At 64.6% G+C, this 15992-nt stretch carries 18 protein-coding genes; 10 read left to right on the top strand and 8 right to left on the bottom strand.

Features of this window, described 5'->3' with window-relative positions; all coding sequences use genetic code 11:
• The first annotated feature begins 84 nt into the window (after positions 1-84).
• The 9 genes from ROSERS_RS24220 to ROSERS_RS27415 all read left to right on the top strand — a co-directional run bounded on the left by ROSERS_RS24220 (position 85) and on the right by ROSERS_RS27415 (position 10675).
• On the top strand, positions 85-462 hold the full coding sequence (locus tag ROSERS_RS24220; RefSeq protein WP_049767519.1) for a hypothetical protein: 378 nt from the start codon (positions 85-87) through the stop codon (positions 460-462).
• On the top strand, positions 389-883 hold the full coding sequence (locus ROSERS_RS24215; protein ID WP_198136307.1) for a hypothetical protein: 495 nt from the start codon (positions 389-391) through the stop codon (positions 881-883). Before ROSERS_RS24220 ends, ROSERS_RS24215 begins: the two co-directional genes overlap by 74 nt.
• A complete protein-coding gene (locus tag ROSERS_RS24210; protein ID WP_049767517.1) occupies positions 880-1272 on the top strand; it encodes a hypothetical protein in 393 nt (130 codons plus the stop codon). The genes ROSERS_RS24215 and ROSERS_RS24210 overlap by 4 nt, the downstream gene beginning before the upstream one ends.
• 55 nt (positions 1273-1327) lie before the next feature.
• Positions 1328-1477, top strand: a complete 150-nt coding sequence (locus ROSERS_RS26475; protein ID WP_198136306.1) for a hypothetical protein — start codon at positions 1328-1330, stop codon at positions 1475-1477.
• An 11-nt stretch (positions 1478-1488) separates the two neighbouring features.
• Positions 1489-1803, top strand: coding sequence for a hypothetical protein (locus tag ROSERS_RS26065; RefSeq protein WP_157041080.1), 315 nt, complete (start codon positions 1489-1491; stop codon positions 1801-1803).
• 218 nt (positions 1804-2021) lie between these two features.
• Positions 2022-2453, top strand: a complete 432-nt coding sequence (gene tnpA / locus ROSERS_RS13095; RefSeq protein ID WP_041333652.1) for an IS200/IS605 family transposase — start codon at positions 2022-2024, stop codon at positions 2451-2453.
• A 1256-nt stretch (positions 2454-3709) separates the two neighbouring features.
• A complete protein-coding gene (locus tag ROSERS_RS13090) occupies positions 3710-6619 on the top strand; it encodes a helicase-related protein (protein ID WP_011957259.1) in 2910 nt (969 codons plus the stop codon).
• Positions 6616-10347, top strand: coding sequence for an Eco57I restriction-modification methylase domain-containing protein (locus tag ROSERS_RS24205; protein WP_011957258.1), 3732 nt, complete (start codon positions 6616-6618; stop codon positions 10345-10347). The genes ROSERS_RS13090 and ROSERS_RS24205 overlap by 4 nt, the downstream gene beginning before the upstream one ends.
• Positions 10348-10552: 205 nt before the next feature.
• Positions 10553-10675, top strand: coding sequence for a DUF3644 domain-containing protein (locus ROSERS_RS27415; RefSeq protein ID WP_442969646.1), 123 nt, complete (start codon positions 10553-10555; stop codon positions 10673-10675).
• A 36-nt stretch (positions 10676-10711) separates the two neighbouring features.
• Here the strand turns inward: ROSERS_RS27415 and ROSERS_RS26060 are convergent, their stop codons facing one another.
• The 8 genes from ROSERS_RS26060 to ROSERS_RS25045 all read right to left on the bottom strand — a co-directional run bounded on the left by ROSERS_RS26060 (position 10712) and on the right by ROSERS_RS25045 (position 14625).
• Positions 10712-10867, bottom strand: a complete 156-nt coding sequence (locus ROSERS_RS26060; RefSeq protein WP_011957257.1) for a YLP-box putative sorting motif-containing protein — start codon at positions 10865-10867, stop codon at positions 10712-10714.
• 191 nt (positions 10868-11058) lie between these two features.
• Positions 11059-11271 carry a DUF2283 domain-containing protein gene (locus tag ROSERS_RS13080; protein ID WP_011957256.1) on the bottom strand — a complete coding sequence of 71 codons (213 nt, stop codon included), beginning with the start codon at positions 11269-11271 and terminating at the stop codon, positions 11059-11061.
• A 567-nt stretch (positions 11272-11838) separates the two neighbouring features.
• On the bottom strand, positions 11839-12285 hold the full coding sequence (locus tag ROSERS_RS13070; RefSeq protein WP_041333648.1) for a hypothetical protein: 447 nt from the start codon (positions 12283-12285) through the stop codon (positions 11839-11841).
• Positions 12285-12635: a HepT-like ribonuclease domain-containing protein gene (locus ROSERS_RS13065; RefSeq protein ID WP_011957253.1), complete on the bottom strand. Its 351-nt coding sequence runs from the start codon at positions 12633-12635 to the stop codon at positions 12285-12287. Before ROSERS_RS13065 ends, ROSERS_RS13070 begins: the two co-directional genes overlap by 1 nt.
• Complete coding sequence (locus ROSERS_RS25050; RefSeq protein WP_011957252.1) at positions 12632-12946, bottom strand: nucleotidyltransferase family protein; 315 nt, start codon at positions 12944-12946, stop codon at positions 12632-12634. Before ROSERS_RS25050 ends, ROSERS_RS13065 begins: the two co-directional genes overlap by 4 nt.
• A gap of 51 nt (positions 12947-12997) precedes the next feature.
• On the bottom strand, positions 12998-13390 hold the full coding sequence (locus tag ROSERS_RS13060) for a hypothetical protein (protein WP_041333644.1): 393 nt from the start codon (positions 13388-13390) through the stop codon (positions 12998-13000).
• A gap of 231 nt (positions 13391-13621) precedes the next feature.
• Complete coding sequence (locus tag ROSERS_RS13055) at positions 13622-13924, bottom strand: helix-turn-helix transcriptional regulator (protein ID WP_049767515.1); 303 nt, start codon at positions 13922-13924, stop codon at positions 13622-13624.
• A 386-nt stretch (positions 13925-14310) separates the two neighbouring features.
• Positions 14311-14625 (bottom strand): nucleotidyltransferase family protein, encoded by a 315-nt coding sequence (locus tag ROSERS_RS25045; protein ID WP_011957250.1) that lies wholly within the window; start codon positions 14623-14625, stop codon positions 14311-14313.
• Positions 14626-14789: 164 nt separating this feature from the next.
• On the opposite strand from ROSERS_RS25045, the gene solA reads away from it, so the two are divergent.
• Positions 14790-15929 (top strand): N-methyl-L-tryptophan oxidase, encoded by a 1140-nt coding sequence (gene solA / locus ROSERS_RS13050; protein ID WP_011957249.1) that lies wholly within the window; start codon positions 14790-14792, stop codon positions 15927-15929.
• Positions 15930-15992: the final 63 nt, after the last annotated feature.

Raw genomic sequence — 15992 nt, 5'->3', positions numbered from 1 at the left:
CGCATATGACCAATCCCGGCTCAATTGTGCGGTTCCGTCAGCGGACGCTGCCCCGTCCGCTGTGGCAAGCGGTGGTTGGCGGGTGTGAGAGGAGAGGGGCTGGCGATTGAAATCGCGCCGTGCGGGCGTGCCGCTGAAGGGCTGGCGATTGAAATCGCGCCGCGCGGGCGTGCCGCCGGGCGTCCACCTTCGTGGACGCCGCCCCGTCTGCTGCGGGGCTGGCGATTGGAAATCGCGCCGCGCGGGCGTTTCGCTGAAGGGCTGGCGATTGGAAATCGCGCCGTGCGGGCGTACCGCCGGGCGTCCACCTTCGTGGACGCTTCCCTGTGCGCTGCGGGGCTGGCGATTGACATCGCGCCGTGCGGGCGTGTCGCTGAAGGGCTGGCGATTGAAATCGCGCCGCGTGGGCGTGCCGCTGAAGGGCTGGCGATTGGAAATCGCGCCGCGCGGGCGTTCTGCTGAAGGGCTGGCGATTGAAATCGCGCCGCGCGGGCGTGCCGCCGGGCGTCCACCTTCGTGGACGCCGCCCCGTCTGCTGCGGGGCTGGCGATTGAAAATCGCGCCGTGCGGGCGTGTCGCTGAAGGGCTGGCGATTGACATCGCGCCGCGCGGGCGTGCCGCCGGGCGTCCACCTTCGTGGACGCCGCCCCGTCTGCTGCGGGGCTGGCGATTGACATCGCGCCGTGCGGGCGTGCCGCTGAAGGGCTGGCGATTGACATCGCGCCGCGCGGGCGTGCCGCCGGGCGTCCACCTTCGTGGACGCTTCCCTGTGCGCTGCGGGGCTGGCGATCGGAAATCGCGCCGTGCGGGCGTGCCGCTGAAGGGCTGGCGATTGGAAATCGCGCCGCGCGGGTGTGCCGCCGGGGGAGGGGCTGGCGATTGACATCGCGCCGTGCGGGCGTGTCGCTGAAGGGCTGGCGATTGGAAATCGCGCCGCGCGGGCGTGCCGCCGGGCGTCCACCTTCGTGGACGCTGCTCTGTGCGCTGCGGGGCTGGCGATTGGAAATCGCGCCGCGCGGGCGTGCCGCTGAAGGGCTGGCGATTGACATCGCGCCGCGCGGGCGTGCCGCCGGGCGTCCACCTTCGTGGACGCTGCCCTGTGCGCTGCGGGGCTGGCGATTGGAAATCGCGCCGTGCGGGCGTGTCGCTGAAGGGCTGGCGATTGGAAATCGCGCCGCGCGGGCGTGCCGCCGGGCGTCCACCTTCGTGGACGCTGCCCTGTGCGCTGCGGGGCTGGCGATTGGAAATCGCGCCGTGCGGGCGTTCTGCTGAAGGGCTGGCGATTGGAAATCGCGCCGCGCGGGTGTGCCGCCGGGCGTCCACCTTCGTGGACGCTTCCCTGTGCGCTGCGGGGCTGGCGATTGACATCGCGCCGTGCGGGCGTGTCGCTGAAGGGCTGGCGATTGAAATCGCGCCGCGCGGGCGTGCCGCTGAAGGGCTGGCGATTGGAAATCGCGCCGCGCGGGCGTTCTGCTGAAGGGCTGGCGATTGAAATCGCGCCGCGCGGGCGTGCCGCCGGGCGTCCACCTTCGTGGACGCTTCCCTGTGCGCTGCGGGGCTGGCGATCGGAAATCGCGCCGTGCGGGCGTGCCGCTGAAGGGCTGGCGATTGGAAATCGCGCCGCGCGGGCGTTCTGCTGAAGGGCTGGCGATTGACATCGCGCCGTGCGGGCGTGTCGCTGAAGGGCTGGCGATTGGAAATCGCGCCGCGCGGGCGTGCCGCCGGGCGTCCACCTTCGTGGACGCTGCTCTGTGCGCTGCGGGGCTGGCGATTGGAAATTGCGCCGCGCGGGCGTGCCGCTGAAGGGCTGGCGATTGACATCGCGCCGCGCGGGCGTGCCGCCGGGCGTCCACCTTCGTGGACGCTGCCCTGTGCGCTGCGGGGCTGGCGATTGACATCGCGCCGTGCGGGCGTTCCGCCGGGGGAGGGGCTGGCGATTGGAAATCGCGCCGTGCGGGCGTTCCGCCGGGCGTCCACCTTCGTGGACGCTGCTCCGTCCGCTGTGGCACATGGAGGACACCATGCGACGCAACAAACTTGCTCTCTTCCTTCACCTGGTCTGGGCGACGTGGGATCGCCTCCCGCTCATCACGCCGGACATCGAGCGACGTCTGTACCGCAACATCGAGAGCGAGGCTCGGAAACAGGGTTGCACCGTTCTCGCGCTCAACGGTACGGAGGACCATGTACACTTGTTGGTGATCTTCCCAACCACCATCACCATCGCCGATTTGCTCAAACACGTCAAAGGCGTGTCATCACGTTTTGTCAATGAGACGTTGCGGCCGTCGGCGCAATTCAAGTGGCAAGGCAGTTACGGCGCGTTCACTGTCAGCCGCTGGGACGTTGCCAGGATCAAGGAGTACATCAAACGCCAGAAAGAGCATCATCGGAGCGGTGAACTTGTGCCAGAGTTTGAAGAAACCTTCGAGGAAATAAAGAGTGATGAATAGGACGCTTCCTCACCCGCGCCAGCGGGTGACCGGCCGGAGGCCCGCCAGGGGCGATGTCAATCGCTGGTGCGTGAGGCGGTGAAGGAGGATCGCCCGCGCCGGCGGGCGAGCGGCCGGAAGCCCGCCAGGGACGATGTCAATCGCTGGCGTGTGAGGCGGTGAAGGAGGATCGCCCGCGCCGGCGGGCGAGCGGCCGGAAGCCCGCCAGGGACGATGTCAATCGCTGGCGTGTGAGGCGGTGAAGGAGGATCGCCCGCGCAGGCGGGCGACCGGTCGAAGGCCCGCCAGGGGCGATGTCAATCGCTGCTTCCTCGCCCGCGCCGGCGGGCGACCGGTCGAAGGCCCGCCAGGGGCGATGTCAATCGCTGCTTCCTCGCCCGCGCCGGCGGGCGAGCGGCCGGAAGCCCGCCAGGGGCGATTTCAATCGCTGGTGCGTGAGGCGGTGAAGAAGGATCGCCCGCGTAGGCGGGCGACCGGTCGAAGGCCCTTGAGGGGCGATTTCAATCGCTGGTGCGTGAGGCGGTGAAGGAGGATCGCCCGCGCCGGCGGGCGAGCGGCCGGAGGCCCGCCAGGGGCGATGTCAATCGCTGGTGCGTGAGGCGGTGAAGGAGGATCGCCCGCGCAGGCGGGCGACCGGCTGGAGGCCCTTGAGGGGCGATTTCAATCGCGGGTCCTGCCGCGCCCGCGCCAGCGGGTGACCGGCCGGAAGCCCGCCAGGGGCGATGTCAATCGCTGGCGTGTGAGGCGGTGAAGGAGGATCGCCCGCGCAGGCGGGCGAGCGGCCGGAGGCCCGCCAGGGGCGATGTCAATCGCTGCTTCCTCGCCCGCGCCGGCGGGCGACCAGTCGAAGGCCCGCCAGGGGCGATTTCAATCGCTGGCGTGTGAGGCGGTGAAGGAGGATCGCCCGCGCTGGCGGGCGAGCGGCCGGAGGCCCGCCAGGGGCGATTGCAATCGCTGGTGCGTGCGGCGGTGAAGGAGGATCGCCCGCGCCGGCGGGCGCGCGGTCGGAGGCCCTTCAGGGGCGATTGCAATCGCTGCTGCGCCGCGCCCGCGCAGGCAGGCGCGTGGTCGAGTGCCTGCGTACCATCGCCCGTTTCAGGCATCAGGACGTCCACACTCCCCCTTCTCCCCGTGTGGGAGAAGGGGGTCGGGGGGATGAGGGGGCACAGACACCTCCCCCCTTCGATTGAACATTCAGCGTCGATCATGGTATCATAGCCACACGTCTGACGCATTTGTATGAGATTGATGCGCATATGACCAACCCCGGCTCAATTGTACGGTTCCGTCAGCGGTTGTGGGCGCTGCTCCCCTCGGCATCCCCCGATCACGTGACGCTGCGCCCGCTCACCGGCAGTGATGATGAGACCCTGACTCTCTACCGTCGCCTGATCGACCTGATCGGCTATACGTTGCCTTCGGAACGTATCACGCCAGCTGCGTTTCCTCCGCCGGACGCCGACCACGTTGCTGACGCTGCCAGCGCGCATCTGCTCTGGCAGGCGGCCCGCCTGTCGCTGCGTGAAGGCGCCACGCCGTTTCGTTCGCTTGGACGCATCTCGATCCGTCCGCGCACCTATCAGTTTGTGCCGCTCCTGATGGCGCTGCGCCTCGATCCGGTGCGATTGTTTATCGCCGATGACGTCGGTGTGGGGAAGACCATCGAGGCGCTGCTGGTTGCCCGTGAACTGCTCGACCGCGGTGAGATCGGTCGGTTCTGCGTCCTCTGTCCGCCCGCGCTGTGTGAGCAGTGGTCAAAAGAACTGGCGGAGAAGTTCAACCTGGACGCGGTGATCGTCCGCTCTGGCACGGTCAGCCAGCTGGAGCGCCAGGTTCCTCCCGGCGCAACGATCTATGAGTCGTTCCCGGTGCAGGTGATCAGCATCGATTTTGTCAAAACCGAGCGGAATCGCCACCAGTTTCTTCAGTTTTGCCCCGATCTGGTGATCGTTGACGAGGCGCACGGCGCAGCGGCGGCGCAGGGGCGCGGTCAGCAGGAGCGCCATGCCCTGGTGCAGGATGTCGCCAGGAAGCCGCGGCGCCACCTCATCCTGCTGACCGCCACGCCGCACTCCGGTATCGAGGAGGCATTCCGATCACTCCTGGGGCTGGTGCGTCCTGAGTTCGCCGACTGGCGCCTCGATGCGTTGAGTGATGCGCAACGCAGCGAACTGGCGCGCCACTTCGTGCAGCGCACCCGCCGCGACATCGAGCAGGGGTGGGAAGCGATCACCTGTTTCCCGCAGCGCGAACCGCAGGACGAGACCTACGAATTGTCCGATGGCTACCGTCGTCTCTTTGAGCGCACCTATCAGTTTTGTTTCGAGATCGTGCAGACCGGTGAACACCTCGACGCGCGCCGCCGTCGGGTGCGATCCTGGGGCGCGCTCTCGCTCCTGCGCTGCGTGATGTCGAGTCCGGCAGCAGCGGTTGCGACCCTCGCCAGCCGTGGCGCGCTGGTGTTTGATAGCGATGAAGAGGCGGATTTCCGTCCATTTGTGTTTGAAGTGACCGAAGAACGCGCAACGGACGAGTCGCCGACACCGCCGCTGGAAGCGACGGTCGAAACATTACCGGACGCCGACCGGCGGCGGTTGCGCGACCTGGCGCGGCTGGCGCGCGACCTCTACGGATCGGAGCACGACGCCAAACTGCGCCGCGCTGTCGAGTTAACGCGCCACCTGATCGATGAAGGCTTCCACCCGATCCTCTGGTGTCGCTACGTCGCCACCGCAGAGTATGTCGCCGATCAGGTGCAGCGCGATCTGCCCGATGGTGTCCAGGTTGCGTGTGTGACCGGGCGGATGGGGGACGAAGAGCGGCAGGCGCGAATTGCGGAACTGGACGCCGACCGTCCGCGGGTGCTGGTGGCAACCGATTGTCTCTCCGAAGGGGTCAACCTCCAGTCGCTGTTCACCGCCGTGGTGCATTACGATCTGCCCTGGAACCCGAATCGCCTGGAGCAGCGCGAAGGGCGCGTGGATCGCTACGGGCAACCGGCGCCGCGTGTCAGGGTCATCCGTTTTTTCGGGCGCGACAATCCGGTGGATGGCGCGGTGCTCGATGTGCTGCTCAACAAAGCGCGCACGATCCATCGCACCCTCGGCACGTATGTGCCGGTGCCGGAAGAGAGCGAGAGCGTCACCCAGGCGGTGCTCGAAGCGCTGTTCCTCCGGGGTCGGCGCACGCCAGGCGCACAACTCACCCTCGACCTGGGCATACCGGCGGTTGAAGAGTTGCACCGACGCTGGGATCGCGATGTGGATCGCGAGCGGGTCAATCGCACCCGGTTCGCTCAGCGCGCGCTGAAACCCGAAGAAGTGCAGCGTGAACTCGAAGCGACCGACGCAGTGCTCGGCGATCCGTCCGCCGTGCGCGATTTTGTGCTGGAAACCGCCCAACGCCTCAACCTGCCGATCACGCCAGACCCGAGGCGCGCGGATGTTTTCCGCGTCAGCCTGGCGCCGGATGTGCTGCGTGCTCTGCCCGATGCTATTCGCATGGAACTGCCCGACTCTTCGTCGTCCGCCGCGCGCCGCGCCAACCCCTTCTGGTCGATCAGTTTCATTTCGCCGACGCCGGAGGGTGCGGAGTATGTCGGGCGCAACCACCGCTTCGTCATGGCGCTGGCGCAGTTCCTCTTCGAAGAGGCGCTGGAACGATCCGAGACGGCGATTGCCCGGCGCTGCGGCGCGATCCGCACGCACGCGGTGCAGGAAACGACGACCATCCTGCTGCTGCGGGTGCGCTACATGCTCGAATATCCCAACGCTCAACCCGTGCTGTCCGAAGAAGTGCTGGCGCTCGGCTACCGCGACCATGGCAGCGAGATGCACTGGCTCGACCATGGCGAAGCGCTGAGTCTCCTGGCGTCCGCCCGACCCGCCGCCAACATGCCGCTGGAAGAAAAGCAGACCATCCTGCGTCAGGCGCTCGCGCGCATTGGTGAATGGCGCCCGGTGCAGGGAGGAAGATGGGGCGACGACCATCCGATCCAGTCCGGCATCCGGCAGTGGATCGACCGTCGCGCCGCCGACCTGACCGAAGCGCACAAACGCATCCGCCAGGCAGTGGCGCTGCGGGTGCGCGGGCTTGAGATGACGCCGCAGTTCCCGCCCGATCTGCTGGGAGTGGTCGTACTGGAACGCGCCAACACACGCCTATGAGTCACATCCACGCACCAACTCCGGCGATCCGTCTCGAAGGCGGTCTGCTTGGTCCCGACATTCTGGACGCGGCGCTTGCCGGCGATCTGCCAGGGCAGCAACCGCGCGATTTCGGGCTGGACGGGTCGCGCTCCCTCACCGATGAGATCGCTGGCGCCTTCGCCGACGCCCAGGCGCAGTGGGCGCTCTTCCGCCGCCGCCTGGCGCGCCTGCCGGACGATGACCCGGCGACCGCAATCACCCGCGATGCCTGGGTCATCCCGTTCCTCAGTCTGCTCGGCTACGACCTGCACGCCAACCCGCACCCGTATGCGATCGACGGGGCGCGCTTCGCCATTTCGCACCGCGCTGGCGCTGCGGACGACGCCCCGCCGGTGCATATCGTCGGGGTGCGCCAGGACCTGGGGCGCGTCCCGCCCGCACCCTCCCGAACCGGGGGGGTGCGGATGGCGCCGCACGTGCTGGTGCAGGAGTATCTCAACCGCAGCGAGCAGGTGTGGGGGCTGGTCGCCAACGGGCGCACCCTGCGTCTGCTGCGCAACAGCACGTACCTCCGGCGGCAGGCGTATGTCGAGTGCGACCTGGCGCAGATCCTCGATGAGCAGCGCTTCGCCGACTTCGCCGCGCTCTACCGGCTGATCCACCGCACGCGCCTGCCGCAGACCGCTGCGGACGCGCGCGACTGCTGGCTGGAACGCTACCATCAGCACGCGCTGGAACAGGGCGGACGGGTGCGCGACCGCCTGCGCGACGGCGTGGAACAGGCGCTCCTGATCCTGGCGAACGGCTTCCTGGCGCACCCGGCGAACGGAGCGCTGCGCGCCGCGCTCCGTCTCCCGCCGCCGGGCGAACCGGTCCCGGATGACGTTGCCGCTGCGCTGTATCGCCAGGCGCTGCGCATCGTCTACCGCGTGCTCTTCCTGCTGACCGCCGAAGATCGCGGGCTGATCAGCGACGACCCGCACTACGCGCACTATGGCGTCGGGCGACTGCGGCGACTCCTGACGCGCCGCAGCGCCTTCACCGATCACGTCGACCTCTGGCTGGGGTTCCAGACGCTGCGCCAGATCGTGAGCGATGCGGCGCTGGCCGCGCTGCTGGGCGCGGCGCCGCTCAACGGCGACCTGTTTGCGCCCGTCGATCTCGACGCCGCTGTGATTACCAACCGCGACCTGCTGCACGCCTTCCGCCATCTCGCCTGGTACGGCGATCCGCCGCGCCGCATCAACTATGCGGCGCTCGACACCGAAGAACTGGGGTCGGTGTACGAAAGTCTGCTCGAACTGCACCCGACCATCGCCTGGCGCGGCGCGGTTCCCGTCGTTGCCTTCGCCGCACGCAGCGCCGAACGGCGCGCCACCGGCTCGCACTACACTCCGCCGGAGCTGGTGGCGCCGCTCGTGCAGCACGCGCTGGAGCCGGCGCTGCGGGCGCGTCTTGCGCCATGCCCCACACCTGCCGAACGGGAAGCGGCGCTCCTTGGACTGACCGTGCTCGATCCGGCATGCGGCAGCGGGCATTTCCTGCTGGCGGCGGCGCGGCATCTGGGGACCGAACTGGCGCGCATCCGCAGCGGCGACGCCGCCCCCGCCCCGGAGATCGTCCGTGACGCAGTGCGCGACGTGATTGCCCACTGCCTGTACGGGGTGGACAAAAATCCGCTGGCGGTCGAACTCTGCCGCGTCGCGCTCTGGCTGGAAGGGCATGCGCGGGGCAGGCCGCTCACCTTTCTCGACCACCGCATCCGCTGCGGCGATTCGCTCCTGGGGGTCGCCGACCTGCAGGCGCTCGAAGCCGGCATTCCCGATGACGCCTACCGTCCGCTGGGAACCGACGACCGCGCCCACGCGCGGCAGGTCAAGGCGCGCAACGCGCGCGAGGCGCGCATGGATCTCTTCCGCCACGGGTTCGTCACCGCGCCGCTGGCAGACCTGGCGGCGCAGATGCATCAGGTCGCCGCGATGCCGGATCGAACGGTGGAGCAGGTGCATGCCAAGAGCGCCGCATACCGACGGGTGATCACCCAGGACGCCTATCGCCGCCTGCGCCTGGCGTGCGACGTGTGGACGGCGGCGTTCTTCCAATCCTTCGCACCCCCCCAGTCCCCCCCGCCAACCCCCCACGCACGCGGGGGGGGCATGGGGGTGGTGGGGGTGGCGCTGACGACGATGGCGGTTCAGGAGGCGCTGACGCACGGCGCGCTGAGCGACCCGCGCCAGGGAGCGTTCGTGACCGTCACGCGCGACGAGCGCGCCTTCTTCCACTGGTCGCTGGAGTTCCCGGACGCGGCGGCGGCAGGCGGGTTCGATGTCATCCTCGGCAACCCGCCGTTCATGGGGGGATTGCGCATCAGCGGCGTCGCGGGCGAAGCGTACCGGCGCTGGCTGGAAGCGGCGCTGGTGCCGTTCGGCGGCACAGCCGACCTCTGCGCGGCGTTCTTCCGGCGGGCGTTCGCGCTGCTGCGTCCCGGCGGGCGGCTGGGGATGATCGCCACCAACACCATCGGGCAGGGGGACACGCGCGAAAGCGGGCTGAAGGTCATCCTGGCGCAGGGCGGGCGCATTGCGTTCGCCCGCCGCTTCGTGCGCTGGCCCGGACAGGCGAGCGTCGAAGTCAACCTGGTCGTCATTGAAGCGCCGCGCGCCCGCCGCACGCAGGAGGGGACTGGGGGAGACGGCGGCGCGCTGCTCGACGACCACCCGGTTGCGGCGATCTCGTCGCGGCTCGATGCCGAACCGGACGGCGAACCGGCGCGCCTGCGCCAGAACGACGGCAAGGCGTTCATCGGCGATTTCGTGCGTGGTCTCGGCTTCGTGCTGGAGGCGGCAGAGGCGGAGGCGCTGCTGGCGCGCGACCCGCGCAACGCTGACTGCCTGTTCCCCTACCTGAACGGCGACGACCTGAACACCCATCCGGCGCAGCAGCCGGGGCGATGGGTGATCTGCTTCCACGACTGGGACCTGGCGCGGGCGCAGCAGTACCCCGACCTGCTGCGGATCGTGGAGGAGCGGGTGAAGCCGGAGCGGGAGGGGCTGCGTGGTCCGGGGGACGCGCGCAACCGCGCGGCCTGGTGGCAGTTCGGCGCCTACCGCGCGGGCATGCGTCACGCCATCGCCCCGCTGCGCCGGGTGCTGGCGCGGAGTCGCATCAGTGAGATGCATGCGCCGGTGTTTGTTCCCAAGGGTTGGATATACAATGAGCAACTGGTCGTCTTCGCCTTCGACGACGACTATCACTTCGCGCTGTTGCAATCCGGCGTGCACGAGGCGTGGGCGCGCCGCCAGGCGTCCAGTCTGCGCACCGATCTGCGCTACACCCCCACCGACTGCTTCGCCACGTTTCCCTTCCCGCCGGCGGAGGATGCTGCTCCCGACCTGGCGCGGGTGCTGGCGCACCCGGCGTTCGCGCATGCGGCGCAGATCGGAGCGGCGTACCACGAGCGGCGCCGGGAGGTGATGCAGGCGCGCCGGATCGGGTTGACGAAAACGTACAACCTGCTCCACGACCCCGCCTGCCTTGATGCCGACATTGCAGACCTGCGGCGGCTGCACGCGGCGCTGGATGCGGCGATCCTGGCGTGCTACGGCTGGGACGATCTCGATCCGGGGCACGATTTCCACGCGAACGCGCGCGGGCAGACGCGCTTCGGCATGGCGCCGGCGGTGCAGCGCGCGGTGGTGCAGCGGCTGCTCGACCTCAACCTGGCAGTGGCGACGGGGCGGGTCTGACGCGGTTTTGTTGCATTCCGGTGCGCGTTTGTGCCCCTCATCCCCCCTGCCCCCTTCTCCCACAAGGGGAGAAGGGGGAGGTTGGGGCGTCCTGATGCTCCACATGGGGAGGACGGGGACAGGAAGCGCCAGAGATGCGCAATCCTGGTGGTCAACTGTTCTGCACTTCGCTATAACGCATCCTTAAAAGTGCCAGGCTTATACTATGAGGAACCTTAGAAAAAAACTGCTGGATCAGGCAATCGCTGCAATGATTGCCGCAATTGAGGTATACAACAAACCTGATTTCAAATATCGCGATGAGTGCATTTGTTGTCAACCTGTATGAGAACTGCTGTAGTTCAGCTTTATGCATTGCTGCCTATCAGGCTTCCCCGGCGCGCAGCACCAGCGGCAGATACACCGTCGCGCCGCCGTACATTTCGATATGTGCGCGCAGCACGCCGGGATGGCGATAGAAATAGCGCCAGATGAAGCCATTCTGGTGGTTGACCAGTGCCAGGAACAGCCACTCCTGCACCAGGGCGCTGTAGCGGTCGCTCCACCAGCCGTAGTTGGGGTCGGATGGGTGGACTATCAGCGCGTCGCGGAAGCCGTAACCGGGCGTATAGGCGCAGCCGAGGGTGATGGAAGGCGTTTGCAGGTTTGGTGATGGATGCGGTCATTATCAGGAAAATTGTCTATCAACCAGTGGGTTGGTCCGCAAGGTGCTCAGACAGTGACCGTCTCGAAAGCGACCCGCAGCGGCTCCAGGGCGGCGACGGAGAAATTCAGCCGTTCAAAGCCAATGACCTGTCCAGATTGGTCTTTGATCAAGATAACTTCGTTCCCGGTTTCCTCGCAGACATGCTCGTCGAGCGGATCGCCAAACCAGACTGTGAGCGTATTGCCAGCACGATCGTAGAATACCTTTACTTCGGCCATATACGTGTACCTTCCTTGATAGAGTCTGTCGGGTAAGTCGTTATCAAGAAGCCGTCACCGTTCAATCGCCTGGCTACGGCACAGAACCAGCGCTGCCCTCTAGCACGGTAGAAGAGATGCACAGCAGGATCGCTACGGCTCTGCCGGATTTCATCCGGTTGTTCCAGCACTTCCTGTACTGCTGCCTCTTGCCCGGCCATAACGGGATGCTTGATGGTGGTGATCAACTCCCAGTAATCGCGGGTCACACGGACCCGAAAACCAAAGAGGTGTCTCGACCTCAAATAGCACTGTGCCTGCAAACATGTTCTCCGTCATACTCCTGATTATATCACGTCGTGCCTTTTTCTTCCCATTTTTGACCAACACGAAGGAGAGCGACCACGTCCGCCTATGCCCGCCTGTGCTGTGGTAGATGGATACATGTTTGTCCAGACTCCCGTGCGCTTTTGATCCCTCGTGGGAGAAGGGGGAGTTTGAGCGACCTGATGCCTGAAGCGGGAGATGACGCGCAGGATCTTTCCAAAACAACTACCATTACGCAAGGAGCAGCGTGCTTTGTGCTGCTCACACACTGGCTATGTCAATGATAAGCAGCCCGCATACAATCAGGGCGGCTATGGATGAGACCAGCGTCACCAGACCGGTGCCTGTCAGAAGATGCAATTCGATGGCAGTTGTTCTTGACAGATCGGGCCAGCGCTTCCGGGGCGAACGCGGCAAGGCTTTCCACTGGTAAACGACGCTGCGGATGCCGAAGCCGCTCCATAAACTGAACGTGATCAACCAACCGACCAGCGTTGCAGACAGGTCCCAGGCGGCCCGGTCGAGGGATGCGCCGACGATGGCGAAGATCGGCGCAAGGAGCCAGACGACGAAGAAATGCAGCGTTGGGTCACGCAAGAGCCGCATGTTGGTTTCACCCCAGGCAGGCTGACGTGACGCGAAGAGACGCGCTCCGCAATAGTCCCGCCGGTGCAGCGCACTACGCGAATAGAGTGGCAACCGGCTCATCAGGGTTTCATTGTGCGATATATATGCTGTATCTGTGGTAAAAGCGCCGGAATATCTTCCGTCGCCGTCTTCCATACGACTCGGAGATCAACTCCCATGTACTGGTGAATCAGCTTGTCCCGCATGCCTGCCATCGCCTTCCAGGGGATCTGCGGATAAGCAGAGCGGAATGTATCAGGGAGGCATTTTGTTGCTTCGCCAATAATTTCGAGCGCTCGAATGACCGCAAAGGCGGTTTTATCGTCCTCTTGAAACTGTTTCTCACTTAATCCTTCGATAAAACGACCGATTTTCTCCATTGCGTCAATAATATCGCTGAGATAATCGCTATATGAACGCTCTGATGTCATAGATAGTGTACCTCAGTACGGATACGTGCACCAATTTCTGGTTTTAATGCACTTTCCATAACCAAATCAACACGCATACCTAATAAATCAGAAAGGTACTGCTCCAGTGAGATGTACTTTAACAACCCAGGTGTACTACGAAACGATACAAGAATATCAATATCGCTCTCAGCGTGTTGCTCATTTCGTACATACGATCCAAAGACGCCAAGCCATTCTACATCATATTCCTCGCGGAGTTGAGGCAAGATATTCTGTAATTGCTGGATAATGGGTTCAATCGGTGGTGGTCGGCGTACAATAGTTGCCATAGGAGTTCTCGTCCCTTGAGCGCCACGAGTAGTGTCAGTAGTATACCACGTTCAAATACGTCTGTTGGCTATCCCAACGATAAGCAGCCCGCAGACCATCAGGGCGGCTATGGATGAGACCAGCGTCACCAGACCGATGCCTGTCAGAAGATTCAATTCGATGGCGGTTATTCTCGACAGATCGGGCCAGCGCTTCCGGGGCGAACGCGGCAAGGCTTTCCACTGATAGACGACGCTGCGGATGCCGAAGCCGCTCCATAAACTGAGCGTGATCAACCAGCCGACCAGCGTTGCAGACAGGTCCCAGACGGCCCGATCGAGGGATGCGCCGACGATGGCGAAGATCGGCGCAAGGAGCCAGACGACGAAGAAATGCAGCGTTGGGTCACGCAGGCGCCGAGTCCTCCGGTTATCAACAGACCTGTTCTTCCCGAAATGTCTCATCGACCGCGCTCTGCACCCTTCGACAGGCTCAGGGCCAACGGACTGACCGTTGCCTGAAGCGATGCACTTCCCCGACCACGCAGTGAGTTTCACCGACTGACTTCGCCTTGCCGGCGCCAATGCGTCTTCAGGTCTCCGCCCTCTGATAGCATCGTGCGTTGGTTTCACCATAGGCGGGCTGACATGAAGCAGTGTATATCAACTCACACTCTCTGTAAATCGAATGAGCGATTAATCGGCTGCCTGCCCTGAAGCGCTGCGATAAGCGATGGGCGCAACGCCCATCAGTCGCTTGAACGCTTTGCTGAATGCCGCTTCGGAGCGATAGCCGACGCGGGCGGCAATGTCACCGATACGCAGAGAGGGGTCTTCGATCAACAGGCGAGAAGCAATCTGCATCCGCCAGCGCGTCAGGTATTCCATCGGCGGTTCGCCGACCAGCGCAGTGAAGCGGGACGCAAATGTTGAACGTGAGCATGCCAGCGCGCGCGCCAGGGATGCGACCTGCCAGGCATGGTGTGGCTGTGCATGCATGAATGCCAGCGCCTTTCCAATCTATATCTGGGAAGCGGAAGACGGCACGCAGTTCTACGGCTTTCCCCACCAGGAAGGACCGCCCTTGCATCGGACGCCCGACCGGGAATTGCTTTGATATCTGTGCCTGGCGACAAGACAACTTGCAGATGGCGGTCGGCGTTTTGGCGACGTAGAGCGTGTCTGGCGCCTGCGGATCATCACCAGCGCATTGAACAAGGCGCTGCTGTCAGGCGGTAGCTCCCAGTCGTGGTCTGGGGCAATATGAAGGGCATATACGTCATCAAAATTTTACTGTTGCTCACTTAATCCTTCGATAAAGCGGCCGATTTTCTCCATTGCGTCAATAATATCGCTGAGATAATCGCTATATGAACGCTCTGATGTCATAGATAGTGCACCTCAGTACGAATACGTGCACCGATTTCTGGTTTTAATGCACTTTCCATGACTAAATCAACACGCATACCTGATAAATCAGAAAGGTACTGCTCCAGTGAGATGTACTTTAACAACCCGGGCGTACTGCGGAACGATACAAGAATATCAATATCACTCTCAGCATGTTGCTCATTTCGCACATACGATCCAAAGACGCCAAGCCGTTCTACATCATATTCCTCGCGGAGTTGAGGCAAGATATTCTGTAATTGCTGGATAATGGGTTCAATCGGTTGTGGTTGGCGTACAATAGTTGCCATAGTAGTTCTCGTATCTTGAGCGCCACGAGTAGTGTCAGTAGTATACCATACCTGGTCGGCACACTGCGGTTCGTAGCCGCGCCAGCGCGATGTCAATCGCCCGCCCCCGCCCGCCGCCGCGCCCCCACTCCTCTGCTGGCGGGATGTGCTACAATGCACGGCATATGACACCAGCATACGACGTGATCATCATCGGACTCGGCGGTATGGGGAGCGCCGCAGCATACCACGCAGCACGGCGCGGGCGGCGCGTCCTTGGCATCGAGCGTCACACGATCGCCCATACCCTTGGCTCCAGCCACGGTCGGTCGCGCATCATCCGTCAGGCGTATTTTGAGGACCCGGCATACGTGCCGTTGCTCTTGCGCGCCTATGAACTGTGGCGGCAGATCGAACGCGACAGCGGCGCGCATCTGTTGACCATCACTGGCGGGTTGATGATCGGTTCTCCTGAGAGTCATACCGTCGCCGGGGCGCTGCGTAGCGCGCAGGAACACGGGCTGGAGTACGAACTGCTCGACGCCGCCACGATACGGCGCCGTTTTCCGCCGCTCCGTCCGCCGGAGGGAACCGTTGCCCTGTACGAACACCAGGCTGGTTTCGTCCGCCCCGAAACCAGCGTCGCTGCGCACCTGCGACGCGCTGTGGCGCTCGGCGCCGACCTGCGCTTCGAGGAGCCGGCGCTGGCATGGGAAGCCGACGCAGGTGGAGTGACGGTAACAACGACGCGCAACCGCTATACCGCCGAACGCCTGATCGTTGCGCCCGGTCCGTGGGCGCCGCGTCTGCTGGCGGATCTCGGCGCGCCGCTGGTGGTGGAGCGACAAACGCTCCACTGGTTTGCGCCGAAGGGCGGCGTTGAGCCGTTTCTGCCCGACCGCTTTCCGATCTATATCTGGGAAGCGGAAGACGGCACGCAGTTCTACGGCTTTCCCCACCAGGAAGGACCGCCCGGCGGCGTCAAGGTTGCGCTCTTCCGCGCCGGTGAACCGTGCGACCCCGATACCGTTGATCGCGCGGTGCATCCCGCCGAGATCGCCGCCATGCGCGCAGCCATCGCCCATCTCATTCCGACGCTCAACGGCAAACATCTGGCGTCGGCAGTCTGTATGTACACCACAACGCCAGACCAGCACTTCGTCGTCGGCTTGCACTCGCAGCATCCCAACGTCGTCATCGCCTCACCGTGCTCCGGTCATGGCTTCAAGTTCGCCAGTGTGATGGGAGAAATCCTGACCGATCTTGCCCTTGACGGCGCCACTCGCCACCCGATCCGGTTGTTCGATCCGCAGCGGTTTCACTGAATGATGAAGATGGGAACGTCGAACCGGCTCACGCGGAGGCGCGAAGGCGCGGAGAGAGGGAGC

The organism is Roseiflexus sp. RS-1 (assembly GCF_000016665.1).
In the GTDB taxonomy this organism is placed as follows: domain Bacteria; phylum Chloroflexota; class Chloroflexia; order Chloroflexales; family Roseiflexaceae; genus Roseiflexus.
This window is presented reverse-complemented; position numbering and strand designations above follow the sequence as displayed.

What these genes read in the sequence shown, in the direction of transcription:
- tnpA (WP_041333652.1), top strand. Translation starts at nt 2,022, where the DNA reads ATGCGACGCAACAAACTTGCTCTCTTCCTTCACCTGGTCTGGGCGACG.
- ROSERS_RS13090 (WP_011957259.1), top strand. Translation starts at nt 3,710, where the DNA reads ATGACCAACCCCGGCTCAATTGTACGGTTCCGTCAGCGGTTGTGGGCG.
- ROSERS_RS24205 (WP_011957258.1), top strand. Translation starts at nt 6,616, where the DNA reads ATGAGTCACATCCACGCACCAACTCCGGCGATCCGTCTCGAAGGCGGT.
- ROSERS_RS27415 (WP_442969646.1), top strand. Translation starts at nt 10,553, where the DNA reads ATGAGGAACCTTAGAAAAAAACTGCTGGATCAGGCAATCGCTGCAATG.
- ROSERS_RS13080 (WP_011957256.1), bottom strand. Translation starts at nt 11,271, where the DNA reads ATGGCCGAAGTAAAGGTATTCTACGATCGTGCTGGCAATACGCTCACA.
- ROSERS_RS13070 (WP_041333648.1), bottom strand. Translation starts at nt 12,285, where the DNA reads ATGAGCCGGTTGCCACTCTATTCGCGTAGTGCGCTGCACCGGCGGGAC.
- ROSERS_RS13065 (WP_011957253.1), bottom strand. Translation starts at nt 12,635, where the DNA reads ATGACATCAGAGCGTTCATATAGCGATTATCTCAGCGATATTATTGAC.
- ROSERS_RS25050 (WP_011957252.1), bottom strand. Translation starts at nt 12,946, where the DNA reads ATGGCAACTATTGTACGCCGACCACCACCGATTGAACCCATTATCCAG.
- ROSERS_RS13060 (WP_041333644.1), bottom strand. Translation starts at nt 13,390, where the DNA reads ATGAGACATTTCGGGAAGAACAGGTCTGTTGATAACCGGAGGACTCGG.
- ROSERS_RS13055 (WP_049767515.1), bottom strand. Translation starts at nt 13,924, where the DNA reads ATGCATGCACAGCCACACCATGCCTGGCAGGTCGCATCCCTGGCGCGC.
- ROSERS_RS25045 (WP_011957250.1), bottom strand. Translation starts at nt 14,625, where the DNA reads ATGGCAACTATTGTACGCCAACCACAACCGATTGAACCCATTATCCAG.
- solA (WP_011957249.1), top strand. Translation starts at nt 14,790, where the DNA reads ATGACACCAGCATACGACGTGATCATCATCGGACTCGGCGGTATGGGG.